This is a genomic window from Chloracidobacterium sp. (genome assembly GCA_025057975.1).
Lineage (GTDB): Bacteria > Acidobacteriota > Blastocatellia > Chloracidobacteriales > Chloracidobacteriaceae > Chloracidobacterium.
The window spans coordinates 225417-242589 of sequence record JANWUV010000004.1 but is presented as its reverse complement, the minus strand read 5'-3'; the positions used below and the strand labels follow the sequence as shown (position 1 = coordinate 242589).

General features: G+C 60.7%; 13 protein-coding genes. 4 read left to right on the top strand and 9 right to left on the bottom strand.

Going from position 1 to position 17173, the window contains the following annotated elements:
* The first annotated feature begins 219 nt into the window (after positions 1–219).
* On the top strand, positions 220–3732 hold the full coding sequence (locus NZ585_05255) for a ribonucleoside-diphosphate reductase subunit alpha (protein ID MCS7079447.1): 3513 nt from the start codon (positions 220–222) through the stop codon (positions 3730–3732).
* A 149-nt stretch (positions 3733–3881) separates the two neighbouring features.
* Complete coding sequence (locus NZ585_05250; GenBank protein ID MCS7079446.1) at positions 3882–4880, top strand: ribonucleotide-diphosphate reductase subunit beta; 999 nt, start codon at positions 3882–3884, stop codon at positions 4878–4880.
* Between the two features lie 152 nt (positions 4881–5032).
* Here NZ585_05250 and NZ585_05245 read toward each other — a convergent pair whose 3' ends face one another.
* From NZ585_05245 to NZ585_05205, 9 genes are all read right to left on the bottom strand, one after another.
* On the bottom strand, positions 5033–5974 hold the full coding sequence (locus NZ585_05245; protein MCS7079445.1) for a pseudouridine-5'-phosphate glycosidase: 942 nt from the start codon (positions 5972–5974) through the stop codon (positions 5033–5035).
* 8 nt (positions 5975–5982) lie between these two features.
* Positions 5983–7605 (bottom strand): D-aminoacylase, encoded by a 1623-nt coding sequence (locus tag NZ585_05240; GenBank protein MCS7079444.1) that lies wholly within the window; start codon positions 7603–7605, stop codon positions 5983–5985.
* Positions 7592–9736 carry a xanthine dehydrogenase family protein molybdopterin-binding subunit gene (locus tag NZ585_05235; protein ID MCS7079443.1) on the bottom strand — a complete coding sequence of 715 codons (2145 nt, stop codon included), beginning with the start codon at positions 9734–9736 and terminating at the stop codon, positions 7592–7594. Before NZ585_05235 ends, NZ585_05240 begins: the two co-directional genes overlap by 14 nt.
* A 101-nt stretch (positions 9737–9837) precedes the next feature.
* Positions 9838–10068 (bottom strand): type II toxin-antitoxin system HicB family antitoxin, encoded by a 231-nt coding sequence (locus NZ585_05230; GenBank protein ID MCS7079442.1) that lies wholly within the window; start codon positions 10066–10068, stop codon positions 9838–9840.
* Between the two features lie 274 nt (positions 10069–10342).
* On the bottom strand, positions 10343–10822 hold the full coding sequence (locus tag NZ585_05225; protein ID MCS7079441.1) for a (2Fe-2S)-binding protein: 480 nt from the start codon (positions 10820–10822) through the stop codon (positions 10343–10345).
* Positions 10823–11130: 308 nt separating this feature from the next.
* On the bottom strand, positions 11131–11871 hold the full coding sequence (locus tag NZ585_05220) for a hypothetical protein (protein MCS7079440.1): 741 nt from the start codon (positions 11869–11871) through the stop codon (positions 11131–11133).
* Between the two features lie 175 nt (positions 11872–12046).
* A complete protein-coding gene (locus NZ585_05215; protein ID MCS7079439.1) occupies positions 12047–13033 on the bottom strand; it encodes a hypothetical protein in 987 nt (328 codons plus the stop codon).
* Positions 13034–13080: 47 nt separating this feature from the next.
* Positions 13081–14022 carry a VWA domain-containing protein gene (locus NZ585_05210; protein MCS7079438.1) on the bottom strand — a complete coding sequence of 314 codons (942 nt, stop codon included), beginning with the start codon at positions 14020–14022 and terminating at the stop codon, positions 13081–13083.
* Positions 14023–14060: 38 nt separating this feature from the next.
* Positions 14061–14603 carry a hypothetical protein gene (locus tag NZ585_05205; protein ID MCS7079437.1) on the bottom strand — a complete coding sequence of 181 codons (543 nt, stop codon included), beginning with the start codon at positions 14601–14603 and terminating at the stop codon, positions 14061–14063.
* Between the two features lie 243 nt (positions 14604–14846).
* Here NZ585_05205 and NZ585_05200 point away from each other — a divergent pair, with 243 nt between their 5' ends.
* Both NZ585_05200 and NZ585_05195 read left to right on the top strand, forming a co-directional pair.
* Positions 14847–15353: a histone gene (locus tag NZ585_05200; protein MCS7079436.1), complete on the top strand. Its 507-nt coding sequence runs from the start codon at positions 14847–14849 to the stop codon at positions 15351–15353.
* A gap of 171 nt (positions 15354–15524) precedes the next feature.
* Complete coding sequence (locus NZ585_05195; protein MCS7079435.1) at positions 15525–16913, top strand: serine/threonine protein kinase; 1389 nt, start codon at positions 15525–15527, stop codon at positions 16911–16913.
* The last annotated feature ends 260 nt before the right edge of the window (positions 16914–17173 follow it).

Here is a 17173-nt window from a genome sequence, read left to right as displayed (position 1 = left end):
CAATCGCGCTCGCTTGAGGAAGCAAGCGAACCCTAGGTGTCGAGGGTAACCGTCCTCGATAAACACGCCTGCTTCAGCCTTAACCAGGGTGCAAAAGACGACGACTTTGGTTCGGTGAGGGGTTTTGCCTGTCTCGCCTCGCGGCCTTTGTCTTTCCCGGTCGCAAGGGATGGTCGGACCGCCGCCGACAACATCGCCGATGTCGAGAGTAAAAGCGATATGAGCGACTCCGCCGCTGCCCGCCAAGCCGACATTGCCCCGTCCACCATGCGCGTCAGAAAGCGCAATGGGACGCTCGAACCGGTTAACCTCGACAAAATCGTACGCGCCGTTGGTCGCTGCTGTACGGGGCTAGCCAACGTGGATGCCATTCGCGTCGCCACCAAGACCATTGGTGGTCTTTACGACGGCGCGACGACCGCCGAACTCGATCAACTCTCTATCAACACGGCAGCGGCGCTTATCGTCGAAGAACCGGAATATGCCCGTCTTGCAGCGCGCTTGTTGGCGACCTGTATCTACAAGGAAGTTCGCAATCAGAACATTCACTCCTTCTCACAATCCATTGATGCCGGCCACAGGCTCGGTCTTGTCGCCGACCGCCTGCAAACTTTCGTCGCCGAACATCAGCGCAAACTCAATGAGGTTGTCGCCGACGAACGCGATCAAGAGTTCGAGTACTTTGGTCTGCGGACAGTCTATGACCGCTACCTGCTTAGGCACCCGACGGCGCGCACCGTCATCGAAACACCGCAGTACTTCTTCCTGCGCGTCGCCTGCGCGTTGGCGCGGACGGTCGCCGAGGCCATCGAGCTGTACCGGCTGTTGTCATCGCTCGAATACATGGCGAGCACGCCGACGCTGTTCAACGCCGGCACCAAGCACGAACAACTCTCGTCCTGTTTCCTGCTGGACTCGCCGGAAGACGACTTAGCGGCGATTTATCACAAATACACGGACGTGGCCTTGCTGTCGAAGTTCTCCGGCGGGATTGGGCTGGCGTACCACCGCGTACGGGCCAAGGGGTCGCTCATTCGGGGCACGAACGGGCACTCCAACGGGATTGTCCCATGGCTCAAAACGCTGGATTCATCGGTCGCAGCGGTCAACCAGTGCTTTGCCCCGGAAACAATCGTTTTCACCGCTGACGGCCCTAAACCTATCGCCAAGGTGAGCGTCGGCGATCTGGCGCTTGGTCACAGCGGCCGCTACCGGCGCGTTGAGCAACACATGCGCTACTGGCAGACGGACGACATGGTTGAGCTGCGCGTCAAGCATGCGGTCGAGCCAGTGCGCGTCACTGCCGGCCACCCGATTTTCGCCATTCCAGGCGTTCCGATTGGTCAATCCATCAAGCGCACGCTGGCGCAGCTCGAACGCGGCGTTCGCACGCCGCGCTGGGTGGCCGCCGGAACGCTCAAACCCGGCGACTATGTCGCGCAGGTCATCCCGACGGAAATCGTTCCAGTCGCCGGACTGACCGACGACGATGCTCGAATGTACGGCATCCTGCTCGGCGACGGTCACTTGGCGCGGAACGGGCGCGAGTGGGGCGTTTCCGGTAACCCTCGATCCGACGCGCATCTTGAATTCGTTCGTGAATACCTACGCGCCCGTGGCATTCATTTCTGGGAAGAGGGACGGGGCGAAACCTACCTTCAGGTTCGATTCGCCGCCGGGCGCGGCGTCGTTCGGGAGGCGACCACCGGGCGCATCGTAGGCGCGGGCGCGCCGACGCTGCCTTTCACGTACGCCGACCTTTACGACGACAATGGCGACAAACGAATCAACCGCCGGTTTGCGCATCTACCGCCGAGCCAGACGCGGGCGCTCATCCGCGGCCTGCTGGAGACGGACGGCGGCGTGTCGCGCGGCGCGGAAATCTACTTCTCCAGCACATCCCGCCCGCTGGTCGAGGGTCTGCGTTACCAGCTCTTGCGGCTTGGGATCGCCTGCGTGGGACAGTACCGCGAGCGCGATACGACGCACACGGCGCGACGGCAGGACGGTTCAACCTCCGAGTTTTCAGGAACGACCAAGTGCTATGACCTGCGCATTCCCGCCGTGCCGGAAATCGCCGAACTCGTCGGCTGTCGACCGGTCACAAAGCGCAACTGGTTTGTCCGCGACGGCTATCTTTGGTCGCGCGTGCGGTCGGTGACGCCTATTGCGCCGACGACGGTGGTTCACGATTTGAAGGTCGAGGACGACGAAACCTACATGACATCGGCGGCGCTCGCTCACAACGGCGGCAAGCGCAAGGGGGCCTGCTGCGTCTATCTTGAGCCGTGGCATGCCGACATTGAAGACTTCCTTGAACTGCGCGACAACACCGGCGATGAGGCTCGCCGCACGCACAATCTCAACCTCGCCAACTGGATTCCCGATCTCTTCATGCGGCGCGTCGAGGAAGACGGCCTGTGGTCGTTGTTTGATCCGAAAGTCGTCCCTGATTTTCCCGACCTGTACGGCGAGGCCTTCGAGAAAGCCTACGTCGCCGCCGAGGAAGCGCGGCTTTACACGCGACAAGTGCGCGCGCGCGACCTCTACCACCGGATGATGCGGACGCTGGCGCAAACCGGCAACGGTTGGATGACCTTCAAGGATACAAGCAACCGCAAGTGCAACCAGACGGCGCGGCCCGGCCGCGTCGTCCACCTGTCAAACCTCTGTACGGAAATCATCGAGGTCACGTCGCCGACGGAAACCGCCGTTTGCAACCTCGGTTCACTCAACTTGGCGCGGCATGTCACCGACGGACGGTTTGATTTTGAGAAACTGGCGCGCAACGTTCGGACAGCGGTGCGTCAACTCGACCGCGTTATTGACATCAACTTTTATCCGATTCCCGCCGCCGCCGAATCCAACCGCAAGTGGCGTCCGGTCGGGCTGGGCGTCATGGGGTTGCAGGATGTGTTCTTTCAACTGCGTCTGCCCTTCGACAGCCCCGAAGCGTTGGCGCTTTCGACGCGCATTCAAGAAGAGATTTACTATCACGCGCTGACGACCTCGTGCGATCTAGCGGAGGAACTGGGGCCGCACCCGGCGTTCCACGAAACACGTGCGGCGGACGGCGTTTTGCAGTTTGACCTGTGGGGTGTGACGCCGCCGGACGTGGAACGCTGGCAGGCGCTCAAACAGCGAATCAAGGCCAAGGGTCTGCGCAACAGCCTGCTCATCGCTATTGCGCCGACGGCGACCATTGCCTCGATTTGTGGCTGTTATGAAGCCATCGAGCCGCAGGTCTCCAACCTGTTCAAGCGCGAGACGCTCTCCGGCGACTTCCTGCAAATCAACCGTTATCTGGTGGCCGACCTGAAGCGATTGGGTCTCTGGAACGAAGACATCCGCACGAAGATCAAGCTGGCTGACGGTTCGATTCAGGGCATTGAGGAAATCCCAGCCGATGTTCGACGACTCTACCGGACGGCGTGGGAGTTGCCCATGCGCGCGTTGATTGACATGGCGGCGGCGCGCGGCGCGTACATTGACCAGTCCCAATCACTCAACCTGTTTATGGAAGCGCCGACGATTGGCAAGTTGTCCTCGATGTATATGTACGCTTGGAAGCAGGGGCTCAAAACCACCTACTACCTGCGCTCGCGACCGGCGACAGGCATCGCCAAGGCGACCGTGCCGGTGGCGGCTGGGGCGTCGAAGAAGGCCGCCGCTGACGCAGGAGCACTTGCCTGTGCGCTCGAAAACCCAGAAAGCTGTGAAGCCTGCCAGTAAAGCCACCCGCCTGTAGGGGGCGGCCGTGAAGCCGCCCCGTCCGATGCGTCGCCGTTCCGGCGGCTTGGAAGTCTGAAAAAGACGCCTGCTTGTCAAAGGGAAATAACCGGCGCGCACGGCCGTCAACAGTGCGAGAAAAGGACTGATCTATGTTGCTAGACCCCGGCTTCAATCTAACGTTGCGGCCGATGCGGTATCCGCTCTTTTATGAAATGTACCGCAACGCTATCAAAAACACGTGGACGGTTGAAGAAGTGGATTTCTCAACCGATGTGGTTGACCTACACTACCGCATGACTGACGCCGAACGGCATTTGATCCACCGTCTGGTGGCGTTTTTTGCCACGGGCGATTCGATTGTCGGCAATAACTTGGTGCTCAATCTCTACAAACACATCAACGCGCCGGAAGCGCGCATGTACCTTTCACGACAACTTTTTGAAGAGGCCTTACACGTCCAGTTCTACCTGACCCTGCTCGATACCTACATTCCCAATATTGTTGAGCGCGAAAAGGCTTTTGCAGCTGTCCACAATATTCCTTCGATTGCGCGCAAGGCGCAGTTTTGCCGGCGGTGGATTGATTCAATTTTTCTGCTGGACGAGCTGCGGACACGCGAGGACCGGCGCAACTTCCTGCTCAACTTGATTTGCTTTGCGAGCTGTGTCGAAGGGCTGTTTTTCTTCGCGGCGTTCGCTTACGTGTACTTTCTGCGCTCCAAGGGGCTGCTACACGGGTTGGCGTCGGGGACGAACTGGGTGTTCCGCGACGAAAGCCTGCACATGAACTTTGCCTTCGCCGTCGTCGAGCAGGTCCGCCGGGAAGAGCCGGAGTTGTTTGACGAAGAGCTTGAAACCGCCGTGACGCGCATGCTGGAGGAAGCCGTGGATTGTGAAATGCAGTTCGCTGAAGACCTCCTTTCCGGCGGCGTTGCGGGTTTGTCGCTCGCGGATATGCGGCAATATTTGGAGTTTATCGCCGACCAGCGGCTAGCGACGCTTGGCTTTGAACAGCGCTACTATGCACGGAATCCCTTCCCATTCATGGAGCTTCAGGACGTACAGGAGTTGACTAATTTCTTCGAACGGCGCGTCGCAGCTTATCAGGTCGGCATTACAGGCGAGGTCGCTTTCGACGAAGCATTTTGACAGACGTGTTTCCTGCAAAGGTGAGGCGTTTGAGAGGATGGCGTCGTGCCACTCGCTGAGCTTTCCGAGTCCATGAAGCAAGTTACCCTGCCGGTCAGTGGCGGCGGAAAGCGAGCACGGCGCGTCCGGCCAGACAGTCCGCCAAACTGGGGCTATGGCGCTATATCCTTTTGAAAAGACTGTTTTGGCTCTTGTGGGGGTCGCGCGAGTCCACAGGCTATCGCCGCCGCTGTCAGCGCGTTGTGTCGGAGGAGAGCGGTATTGACCTCTAAACTTTTTCCGTCGGTCAGTTCGCTGACTTTTGCTAACAAGTACGGCGTCACTGCCGCTCCGTGAACGCCTGCCGCTTCAGCTTCCGCCAGCGCCGACTGAATAGCCGTCTCAACGTCGGAAAGCTCTTCCGGTGGCGGTTGCACCACTAAGAGGCCCCCACCGCCCCACGCTCGCTCGACTGCCCAAAGGCGCGCTAAGTCGCCAACCTGTCCGACCGAAACGGGCAGCCGACGACCACTGTCGGCCGTATAAAACGCTGGAAATACGCTGCACCTCCAGCCAACCACTGGCACGCCAAGCATTTCAAGCCATTCCAGCGTCGCCGGAATGTCGAGGATCGCTTTGACGCCCGCGCAGACGACCATCACTGGGTAACGTGCAAGCGCCATAAGGTCGCCGCTGATGTCCCACGTTTGCGCCGCGCCGCGATGCACCCCGCCGACGCCGCCTGTCGCCAGCACTTGAATCCCAACGAGCGCCGCCGCCCGCGCCGTCGCGCCAACGGTCGTCGCGCCGTCCCACCCCAGCACTGCGGCCGCCGCCAAATCACGCGCGCCCAGCTTCGCTACGGGCTGCCCCTTGCGCGCCGACTCGCCAAATTGCGTTATCAGTCGCTCGTCCATGCCGACGACCAGCGCCCCGCCGGAAACCCCAATCGTCGCCGGCACAGCCCCGCCCGCCCGAACCGCCGTCTCCATCGCCAGCGCCGTTTCGATGTTCGCCGGATACGGCAGCCCATGGGCAATCACCGCGCTCTCCAACGCCACCACCGGACGCCCTTCCGCCAGCGCCTCAGCGACTTCCGGCGCCACCTGTACCAACGGCGGCCTCATGGACGCACGTCTCCCGTCGCCCGCTTTTCCGTCGCCCGCCGCAGCGCCTGCCCCGGCCGCGCCCCAGTCAACTTACCGTCCTCCAGCACAACGACGCCATTCACGACGACCAGAACGATACCGACAGGAAACTGGTGCGGCTGCTCGTAGGTCGCCTTGTCCAAAACGGCTTGGTCGTCAAACAGGACGAGATCGGCGGCGAAGCCCTCCTTGATCAACCCTCGCCCGGCCAGCCGAAACGTCTGTGCCGGCAGGCTGGTCATTTTCCGTACCGCGTCTTCGAGCGTCAGCAGACCCAACTCACGGACGTACCGCCCCAGCACGCGCGCGGTGTTCCCGTAGCCGCGCGGATGCGGCGCGCCGACGCCAAACTTCCTTACACCGGCGTCGGCGGCGATCATCGTGAACGGCTCGCGCATAATCCGAATGACATCATCCTCGCGCATGCCGTGAAAAATCATCCCTGCGCCGCCCTGCTCATACATCGTCAAAATCTGTTCGGCCTGCGCGTCAAGGTCATCCCTACCCTGCGCGAGGCGTGTTACCTCCACCAAGTTCTTGCCGTTGTAGTCGCGGTTCGCGCCGTAGAAAGCGACGACGGCGTAGCTGAAATCCGTGCGCCCTTTGGATTTGAGGCTCTCTATGAGTTCATCCTTGATTTTGCGGCGCGTCTCGGCGTCGGCTAGGCGCTTGACGGCTTCAGTGCGCCCGCCGTCCAGCGCCCAGTTTGGCAGCATGATTTCCAGAGCCGTCGAAGAAGCCGTGTAGGCGTACTGATCGGCCGTCACTTCGACGCCGCGCGCCCGCGCCGCCCGAATGAGGCCCAGCATCCGGTCGCTTGCGCCCCACAGACGCGGCGAGGACACCTTCAGATGCGAGATTTCCACCGGCAACCCCGCCTGCTCGCCAATCGCAATGGCTTCCTCGATGGCTTCTAGAACACCGTTGCCCTCGTTGCGCATGTGCGTGGCGTACACACCGCCGAACGGGGCGACGACCTTCGCCAAGGCGACAATTTCATCGGTTTTGGCGAAGCTGCCGGGCGCGTAAATCAACCCGGTCGAAAGTCCCAGCGCGCCCTCCTCCATCGCTTTGGCGACCAGGTGTTTCATTTCAGCGAGTTCTGCGTCGGTGGGCGCGCGGTCGGCATACCCCATGACCTTGGCGCGCACCGAACCGTGGGCGATGAGCGTCGCCAGATTGACCGTCAGCGGTGTTTCCCGGTAGCGGCTGAGGAATTCGGCTACATCAATGACGGAGAACCCACAGTTGCCTGTCACGAGCGTTGTCACGCCCATGCGGATGAAGTTCTCGGCGTCGGGCAGCGTAAAAATGTCCTCCGCGTGCGCATGAACGTCTATGAAGCCGGGCGCGAGGACCAACCCGTTGGCGTTGACGACGCGCCGCGCCGTACCTGACAGTCCGCGCCCAATGCGGACAATGCGGCCGTCCCGGACGGCGACATCCGCCCGAAACCATGGGTTGCCCGCGCCGTCCACGACGCGCGCGTTGGCGATGAGCAGGTCATAGTCGGGAACGGCGGCTTGCCCTCCAACCGGGACGACCGCCAAACACACCAGCAGTGACAACGCAGCGACCACGCTTCTAGGCGTCCGCATCCGGCTCAAGCTTGATGGGAAGTTTGCGAATGCGCTTGCCGGTCAGGGCAAACAGCGCGTTGCAGACGGCCGGAGTGGTCGGCGGCAGCGCCGGTTCGCCTGCGCCGGACGGCGCTTCGGCGCTCTTGACCAAATGAATCTCAACTTTCGGCATCTCCGTCACTCGCAGGAGCGGATAATCGTTGAAGTTTGACTGCACGACCCGCCCCTTCTCAACAGTGATCGCGCCGTAAAGCGCCGCGCTTAGGGCGAAGACGATGCTACCCTCGATTTGCGCCTCAAGGTGACCCGGATTGATGACTGTCCCGACATCCATTGCGCACACGACCCGATGAACGCGCGGCAGATCGTCTTCAATGGACACTTCCGCAACTTGGGCGCAGAAAGCTCCGAATGAGAAATGCGATGCTACGCCGCGCGCGCGGCCCTTAGGCGGCGTCTCACCCCAACCGGCGGCTTTGGCGGCAATTTCCAGAACGTTTTTCAGACGGGGCGCTTTGGCGAGCAATTTGAGTCGAAACGCCACTGGATCGGCTCGCACGGCGTGGGCAAGTTCGTCAATGAACGACTCCTGCACGAAGGCGTTCTGCGAGTCGAACACCGCCCGCCAGAAGCCAATCGGGACACCTGTGTTGGCGCGGACGTACTCGGCGCGGAAGTTCGGTATGTCGTACAGCATGGTAATGATGCCTGCCATTGCGCCGCGATCCACGCCCTTGCCGCCGTCCGGTTGGCGCTGACCAAAGATGGAAGGCGCAACCAGCCGATGCAGCAGTGCCGTCGGCTGTCCAGCGGCGGACAGACCGCCCTTAACGACGTGCAGGCTGGCCGGACGATACCAGCCGTGCTGCATGTCTTCTTCGCGCGTCCACGTCACCTGCACCGGTACGCCGTCCAACCGCTTGGCGACTTCCACTGCGTCGGCTGCGTAATCGGCTTCAATGCGTCGGCCGAAGCCGCCGCCCAGCAGTGTGACGTGAATCTTGATGCGCCCGGCGTCCAGCCCTGTAATCCGGCGAGCTTCCTCCATGACAAAGTTGGGAAACTGCGTCGGCACCCAGATTTCACAGCCGTCGGCGGTGACCCGCGCCGTACAGTTCTGCGGCTCCAGCGTGGCATGGTGCAGATAGGGAACTTCGTACTCGGCTTCGAGCTTTTTGGCTGCGCTCGCAAAAGCTTCGTCAAAATTGCCGTCGTTGCGCGCCACATCGCCCGACGCTTTAGCTTTTTCGGCGAACATGGCGCGAATAGCGGCGCTCGACAGCTCGGCGTGGGGGCCGTCGTCCCATGTCACGCGCAGTTTCTTCGCGCCCTCAAACGCCGCCCACGTGTTGGTCGCCACGACGGCCACGCCCCGGTCGGTCATGAGCACCTTTTCCACGCCCGGCACGGTCTTCGCAGCGGTGTCATCCACCTGTTTGGGCTTGCCGCCGAACACCGGCGGGTGAACCATCGTGGCGAAGCGCATGCCCGGCAGGCGAACATCTATGCCGTACACCGCCTTGCCGGTGACAATCGCCGGGTTGTCGTAGCGCGCGATGCGCCGTCCGATGAGTTTGAAATCCTTGGGGTCTTTGAGCTTGACGGTTTTGGCGTCCGGCACGGGCAGCGCCGCCGCGTCGGCGACCAACTCGCCGTAGCTGAGTTTTTTGGCGGCGTCCGTCGGATGGATGACAAAGCCGTTTTCCGTCCGGCAGTCGGCGGCGGCGACATTCCAACGACGCGCAGCAGCCTCGACGAGCATGGCGCGGGCTGTTGCGCCGGTGCGCCGGAGCGGCTCCCACGCGCTTCGTATGCTGCCGCTGCCGCCCGTCCCCTGAAAGCCGTACTTGGCCGGATCAAACGACGCCGTTTCAACGACCACCTTTGACCAGTCAGCGTCGAGTTCTTCCGCCACCAGCATCGGGAGGCTGGTACGGACACCCTGCCCCATTTCGGTTTTGTTGACGGTGACGACAATGCGGCCGTCAGATTGAATGCTAAGGAAAGCGTTCGGAGTCAGCGCCGGTGCACCGGCAGCCGCCACGCAGCCAGTTTCGGCTTCGAAGCTGCACCCCAGTGTCAGCGCCGCGCCAGTAAACACTGCGCCCGCCATAAACTCGCGCCGTGAAACCTTGGTAATCATCGTCATGGCCGCTTGTTCCTGTTCTTAATTCGGCAAAGAGACCTCAAAGAGGGAAGAAAGTCATTTTTCAGAAAACTAAAGAGCAGGAGAATCATTCAGACCCAAATCTAAGCATTTCCGGCATACATTTGTTTACCTTTAGGTTCAGGGATAGGTCGCCCTAAGCTTTTAGCTGTCTCAATCCAATCTTGAATGATGATCCCTGCATTGGCTACAGCTTCTTGGTAGGTTTGACCGTCCGCCATACAGCCCAGTACTTCCGTGACTTCTATGATGAACGACTGGTCATTGTCGCTCCAGCAAGTGATCATTCCTGCCGTCATGTCCGCCAAGGCCATATTTGAGCAAGATGCTTCTGACTTGTTTGCTTGGTATGGTTTCACTTTATTGTTCTTAGGCTGAAGGTTGATGATTTCAGCGACGCCGCTTTTTGTAAATATGTGATGATCCCCTTTAATCCTCTCATCAAAACCGAGGCGTTTCAGTCATTGGCATAATTCCAAGAATCCAATGTCACCGTCCGCGACACCGCTCAGCAATTTTCGCCGGAGCTTATCATATTTCCACATTGCTGCTGGCACTGAAATCAGCGATGCTGTGACGCGAAACAGCTTACCGCGAGTCGCTGCCGCGCGTTTTCTGAAGCGTAGCGGCGCGGCGAACGGCTGCGTAAATGCGCTGATATGTCCCACATCGACAGAGGTTACCGGCCAGCGCAGCAGCGATGTCTTCATCCGATGGTTTTGGATTCTTCGCCAACAACGCCGCCGCAGCCATGATTTGACCCGGCTGGCAGTAGCCACACTGCGCTACGTCTTCAAGCCGCCAAGCTTGTTGGACGGGGTGCATGCCGTCGGGCGACAGGCCTTCAATGGTCGTGATGCTTTTACCAGCGGCGGCGGCAAGCGGCGTCAGGCAGGCGCGCGTCGCAACGCCGTTGAGGTGAATTGTACACGCGCCACAGAGACCAATTCCGCAGCCGTACTTCGTCCCTGTCAGCCCCAGTACGTCGCGCAACACCCACAGCAGCGGCATGTCCGGCGGCGCGTCACAAGCTTGTTTGACGCCGTTGACCGTAACCGTGATTGGCATATGGAAACCTCGCACTTTGTTAGCCCGGCTTCAGGCGGAAGCCGCCTGTGGCGCGCTTTTACGCCACCAGCCAGCGAAACTCAACATTTTCCCGACACCCACCAACCATTACTGTACGGTCTAAACACTGCTGTAAAGCTCCAGGACACGCTAGGCGCGCCGGTTTCACGTGCCTTGCCCGTGGACTGTGTAAAGCCTGCTAGTGTTTTGCAGCAAGCACAGGACGTCGCTTCTCAAGCCGACGCTGCTTTGCAAATTGCAGTCCGGCGCGCACTGTAAAGCGCAGGTTGGCGCATCGTCGGGCAGGACTACGGCCAGCGTCGTTGTTGGCGGCGCTGGATGGCCTCGGTCAGTTCACCGGCATGCCGGTCAATGCGCTCATTGACAACCCTAGCGCCGGCCTCAAACACTGCTGGAATGCGCTCGGCGAATTTCTGAAAGACCGCCGTCCGTGAAAAGACCTCAATTTGTTTGAGTTCAACTTCGTCAAACAACCGCCGCAGCTTTTCCGGTGTGAGGTCGGCCCGCGCAAAGAGTTCAAGGTTGCTAAAGAGTTTCCGTCCAGCGTCAGTCGTGGCGAAGGCATTGAGCTGACGCAGCTCCCGTTCTTCAAAGCTGTCGGCCAAAAACACCGTTAGGTCTTCCGAAATTGCCCGCCATGACGCATGCCGCTCAAGGAAGTCGCGCAGAATATCACTGTAGGGCCGCAGTTCCGGGTTGTCGCGGAGTTGTTGTTGCAGGATGGATTGCACCTGGCGGTCATAAAAAGCCGGAATCCCGGTCAGCGTAAAAAATTCGCGCGCTGCCTGGATGCTGTCTGGCGTCCCGGTTTGCCCCCGACGGATTGGCTGCGCAGGCCTCTGTGGCTCACGCGCCGTGACGACGGGCAGCGTCCCTGACGGAATCACACGCCGTCCGTCGGAGGGCGCAGACTGCCTACTCGTTGGACGATTCTTGAAGTCTTCTTGGGCGGAAACGAAACCGGCCGGCGAAACTAAACCGGCAAGCGCAATCAGAGCATAGCTGACGTAACGGTGTAGCGATGACATCGGGCGATTTCCTCTCGAAGCGACAGAGCAGTGGTTGAGGCAGGAAAAGAGCGTGACGACCTTTCCGAAGTTTTTAGGAGTGACGACGCGGTTAGGCTTGTCACGTGAAAGCCTAGTACCCCCAAACCTCGTCTGAAAAGGTTTTCTTGTCAGTCGCCGTTCCAGCGCGTGAACATCATCCGCCGCCGTCCGACCCAAAAAGCGCGCCAGTACGGCTAGCCGTTATCACTTGACATACTGCATCAAACACATCATCTAGGCTGACGGGACGCCCCGGTTGGGCATAGAGCAGTCGGTTGCGTGGGCCGCGCGGCGCTAACCGGCTTGCCTCTTGAGGCCCTTCCAGCGCCACAACAGCTGGCGTTTGAACCGCCACAGCGACGTGAACTGGCGCACGGTTGCTCCCTACCACAACCGAAGCCTGTGCTAAGGCGACCGCCAGCAGCGCGGCGCGCGGGCGGCGCAAAACCACTGGTTTCAGCTTGTACCGCTTCCATTCCCCTCGCAGCCGATCGGTCAAGCCCGGTTCTTCCTCGGTCTCAACGACGAGCACCTGCGCGTCATACTCAGCGACCAAGCGGGCGGCGAGCGGCGCAAACTGCTCGGCAGGCCACACCTGCGGCGCAAACCCAACCGTTGGATGTAAAACGAATGTTAGTCCTGTTTCCCGCCAACCAAGTTTGACGAGTTTTTGCCGCTCAGCCTGTTGCACCGCCGGCGGCAGGACAAGTCGCGGCATTGGCGGCGTCGGTGTGACGCCTAGCTCCGCGACAAGTGCCGCCGCTGCGTCCGTTAGATGCTGGTTGTCTCGCCCGGAGCGCATCCGCAATGTCAAGCGCCGTCGCGCCTGGATTAACAGCATCCCGATTTGTTCCGGGATGGCGTCCGTCAAACCAATCACCGCGTCAAAGGTTTGCTGGCGCAGAACAGTCAGCGCATGTAGGGCCCTGAAGAGAGAGGGGCCAGCGAGCATCGAACGATGCGCGCCAAGCGGGTGTACCGCGTCTACACAATCGGCAAGCTGGGCGAGGTCACAGGCGAAGTTCGGCGCAGCCAGCCACAACCGCGCTTCTGGAAAGCGCCAGCGCGTCGCCTGAATAGCCGGCAGACAAAGCAAAAACTCAACGGCTGTGCCACTGTGGACAAAAAGCAGGCTTTCCACGGTGTGAAAACGTCGCGTATTTGTCTGGCGAGCACAAAACGACAGGGTCAAGCACAGTTTTTCCGCGCCCGCCAGGTCACATTCGGCCGCCGCACCACAACACGAATGGTGTGCGTCCGACCGTCGTAACCATTCGGTGGGTAAAACCCAATCGTGTACTGCGCGCGGAGTTCCTCGATGACTTCCGCAAAACGGGCCGCCAGATGCGCGCCGCCGGGTGATTTGATGTAGCGTCCGCCGGTTGTCGTCGCCAGATCGGACAACCAAGCCGCATGACGCGCTTCCGCCGGATGGCGCGTTGGGAATCGCGCGTCATGCAGGTCTATGGCGTACACGATCACATCCGCTTGGGCGGCTTGGCGCGCAATTGCGTGCGGCTGGGCGTCGCTGGCTGTGTCAACGCCGTCGGAAATCAGAACAATGGCTCGCCGCTGTTCGGGACGAGCGTCAAGCGCTTCAATGACAACCCGCAGTCCGTCGTAAAGCCGAGTCTTTCCGCGCGCCCGCAAGGCCCACAGGCGCGGGACAACAGTGCGAGAAGAAGAAAAGTCCTGAATCTGCTCGACGGCGCTGCTGAAAGCGTACACCGCCACGGCGTCGTTAGCGCGAATCAAAGATTGAAAATGCGCCGCTGCAGCCTGCGCATTGCGCAGTTTGACGCGCATGCTGTCGCTGGCGTCAATCATCACGGCCGCGCAAAATGGGGCGTCTCCTGTACTGAAGTGCTCAATCTGCTGTGCCGCGCCGTCCTGAAAAACAATAAAGTCTTCCGGCCGCAGCCCGCGCACGTAACCGCCCTGCTCGTCCATGACGGTAACATTCACCAACACTAACTCGGTCGTTAGCCGCAACGTGTCGTCGTCCGCCGGCGCAGGGCGCTGGGCGGAAAGCGCGCGCGTCAGCGCAAGGCCGCCGCAGACGCTGAGCCAGGCGCGCAACCAGTGACGACGCGCCGGACAAAACATCGGACGAAACAGGCGATGACCCATGCGTACGCCCTCCTACGGCGATAGGCGACCAGTTGGCGTCACCCGCTGCGCAAACTTCGTGACAGACGCAGGATGCGGGTGGTGCGGGAGAGGATGCCTACCGACAGCGTGAAGCGCGAGGCTTTATCAGCCGCCTGCCGCACCTCAGCGCTCAACTGCGAAAGCAGAGCAAGCTGTGCGCCGAAGTCAGTTGGCAACGGTTGCGTGTCTTCACCATCGCCCCTGACGCCCTGAAGCTCGCGGACGCGCTTGGCAAGTTTTTCAATCCGTTTGAGGTCTTCAAGGTCGCGGTTGGAAAGCTGCGGTCGCACGCCCTGCGGAACAGCGTCGAACCGTTTGGCAAGTTGTCGCGTCAGCGCCTCTAGTTCCTGACCGGCTTTGCGCAAATCCGCCAGCGTCTGCTCATCGCGCTCGCGTCGCCGCCGCACCTCCATATCGGAGTAAAACTCGCCGGGTGACTGAAGCGTACCGGAGGCGACCATCGTTAGGCTGATGACCGTCGCAGCCCCAAGCACAAACCGCCAAATCGGTCGCCGCCCATCGCCCCTGCCTTGAAACTTTGTTCGCCGTTTGAATCCCATGTTTTGCCGCCTCCGACCCGACCTCAATGCGACGGAGATACTATGTAGTGTACCGCCGCGCACAAGGCTATCGGCGTTCGCACAACAAGCGTTTTTCTTGAAATCGTAGAAAAAACGATTGACAAGTTGGAGACCCGACCCTATACACCAGATATTGTGGAGTTATCGTTCTTGGGTACAAGGGCGGTTGCACCACAGCATCTTGTAGTTTCCATTCCCTCAAGTACAAGAAGGAGCGCGCCCATGCCGACGAAACGCAAAGCTGAAGCCGGCGACGCTGAGCCAAAAGCGTCCGCCAAGAAAGCCGCTGCGAAGCAGGAAGCCACAGTCGAGGCAACCGTAACGACCACCGCCAAGAAAGCTACCGCTAAGAAAGCCGCCCCACCCAAGGAAGCTGCCGAGTCGGTTGCGCCGCCCCCGGCCGAAGCGGAAACCAAGAAAGCCAAAAAGTCAGCCGCCTCGAAAGCCGAGGCTGAAGCGTCGCCAGCTAAGGCGACTAAAGCGACTGGGAAGGCGAAACAAGCTGTAGCGGAAACGCCGGCGACGGATACCCCGGCGACAAAAACGGCGTCCGCCAAGAAAACCGCCAAGAAAACAACGGCGAAAGCGGAGGACGCCTCAGACACTCCAGCCGCTGAAAAGAAGAAGAAGACGGCGAAATCAGCGGAAACGCCTCCACCAGCCAAGAAGGAACCCAAGGCGGAGACGGCGGACGCGCCAGCGAAGAAGTCAACAAAGAAGGCGAAGTAAGCCAGCAAGCTTGGCGACGACATCGCTTTGGACAAGCGAGCAGGCGAAGGGGTTTTTGTGTCGCCGCGAAGAGGTGGGGTTTCCTTGCGTTGGCCGACGTGGTAGGACAGCGCAGCAGAACGGCGCACGGACAGGCCACGCTGCCCAAGACCGCTGACCAGAGCCAAGGTCATGAAGCTGTGTCCAGTATGTCACGCTTGCTACGAGGATGCCGCGCGCTTCTGTGTCCAAGACGGGGCGCGATTGGTGATAGGTCCGCCGGGGCCAACACAGTTGCCGGGCGGCCGCTTTCGTGTCGTCCGTTTGTTGGTCGCCGGGCGCATGGGTGACGCTTACCTTGCGCTGGACGCCGTCGCTGGGCAGCAGGTCTTGGTCAAGGTTTTCCCGTTGCATTTGTCTACCAGCCCGGAAAGTCAGCAGTGGTTGGGCGTCTGCCTGGACCGCCTGACTGGCCTTCAAGAGCCAAATCTCGTAGCCTACTACGCCGTTGTGGAGATCGCGCAGGGGTATGTCGCGCTTGTGACCGAATATGTGGCTGGGCATGACCTGCGCCAAGAGCTTCGGCCGCGGCGGCCGCTGTCACCGCGCCGTGCGGCTGCAATTGCTGGTGAAACGGCGAAAGGATTGGCGGCGGCGCATGCCGCCGGTGTGCTGCATCTTGATCTCAAGCCGGAAAACATTTTTCTCTTTGCCGACGCCGAAACCCAAGTTCTACGGGTCAAGGTCGCCGACGTTGGGCTGGCTTGCCTCAAGGAGGGGTTGGCTGGCTCGGTGACAGACGACACCGGATCGGAAATCGCCCGCCTCCCCTACTACACCTCGCCGGAAGCCTGTCTAGGTGAGGCCCTTGACGCGCGGACAGATATCTATGGTTTGGGTGTGATCCTGTACGAAATGCTGGCCGGTGCGCCGCCGTTCCAGGCCAAGTCACCTGGCGTGGTGCTTCAGATGCAAACAAACACGCCGCCGCGTCCGCTCAATTTCGTCAATCCGGCGCTCCCGGAGGCGTTAGTGGCGCTGACTATGCGCATGCTGGCCAAACGGCCCGATGAACGTCCGCAGACGATGCGCGAAGTGTATGAGGTTTGTCAGGATTGGCTGCAACGTCAGGGTGGCTTGGAATACTTCGCACCGTCCGGGACAGTACCGGCGTCACCCGCTGCTGCAGCATCGCCGCCCGAAGTTGCGCCAGTGGAACTGCCGGCGGCCTCCCTCGACTTACCTCTGCGCTTGACGATTATTGACGCGGACGACGAGGGCAACCGCTCACGGACGATTCTGGGGCGCGTTCAGGAGGCTTCGCCGCAGGGCCTGCGCATTTTGACCGGCACGATTGAAACAGAACAGCTCAACATCATTCGCGATCACACGGTAGCCTTCAAAAACCGACTTGCCATTGAGGTTGACCTCCCTGACGGAACGGTCCACATGAGTGGTTTTGCCGTACGCTACAACCGCGCCCCGGATGGACGGAACTGGGTAGTGTACATTTACATCAAGGAAATGCCTCGCGATGACCGCCGTCGCTATGAGGCTTTCTTGCGCGAGCGAGCGGTGTAAGCGGAAGGGGCAGCCAGACTGTTTCTCAAGCAGCTTCACGATATGGCTGCGCTTGTGAGAACAGGCTGAACTCTCCGCTGGCCTGCAGGCTTCCCCGCACGCGTAAGGAGCGTACGGCCTTGAGCTGACTGCCCCAACCTGCGAGGCAAGCAACGCGCCGCTTCCGTAGGGTGGGCAGGGCGTGAGAGCGCCCAGCTTCTCCGCCATACGGTCTGCTTACTTGCCGCACGTGACGCTTTCTACCGCCGGCTGGCAAGCTG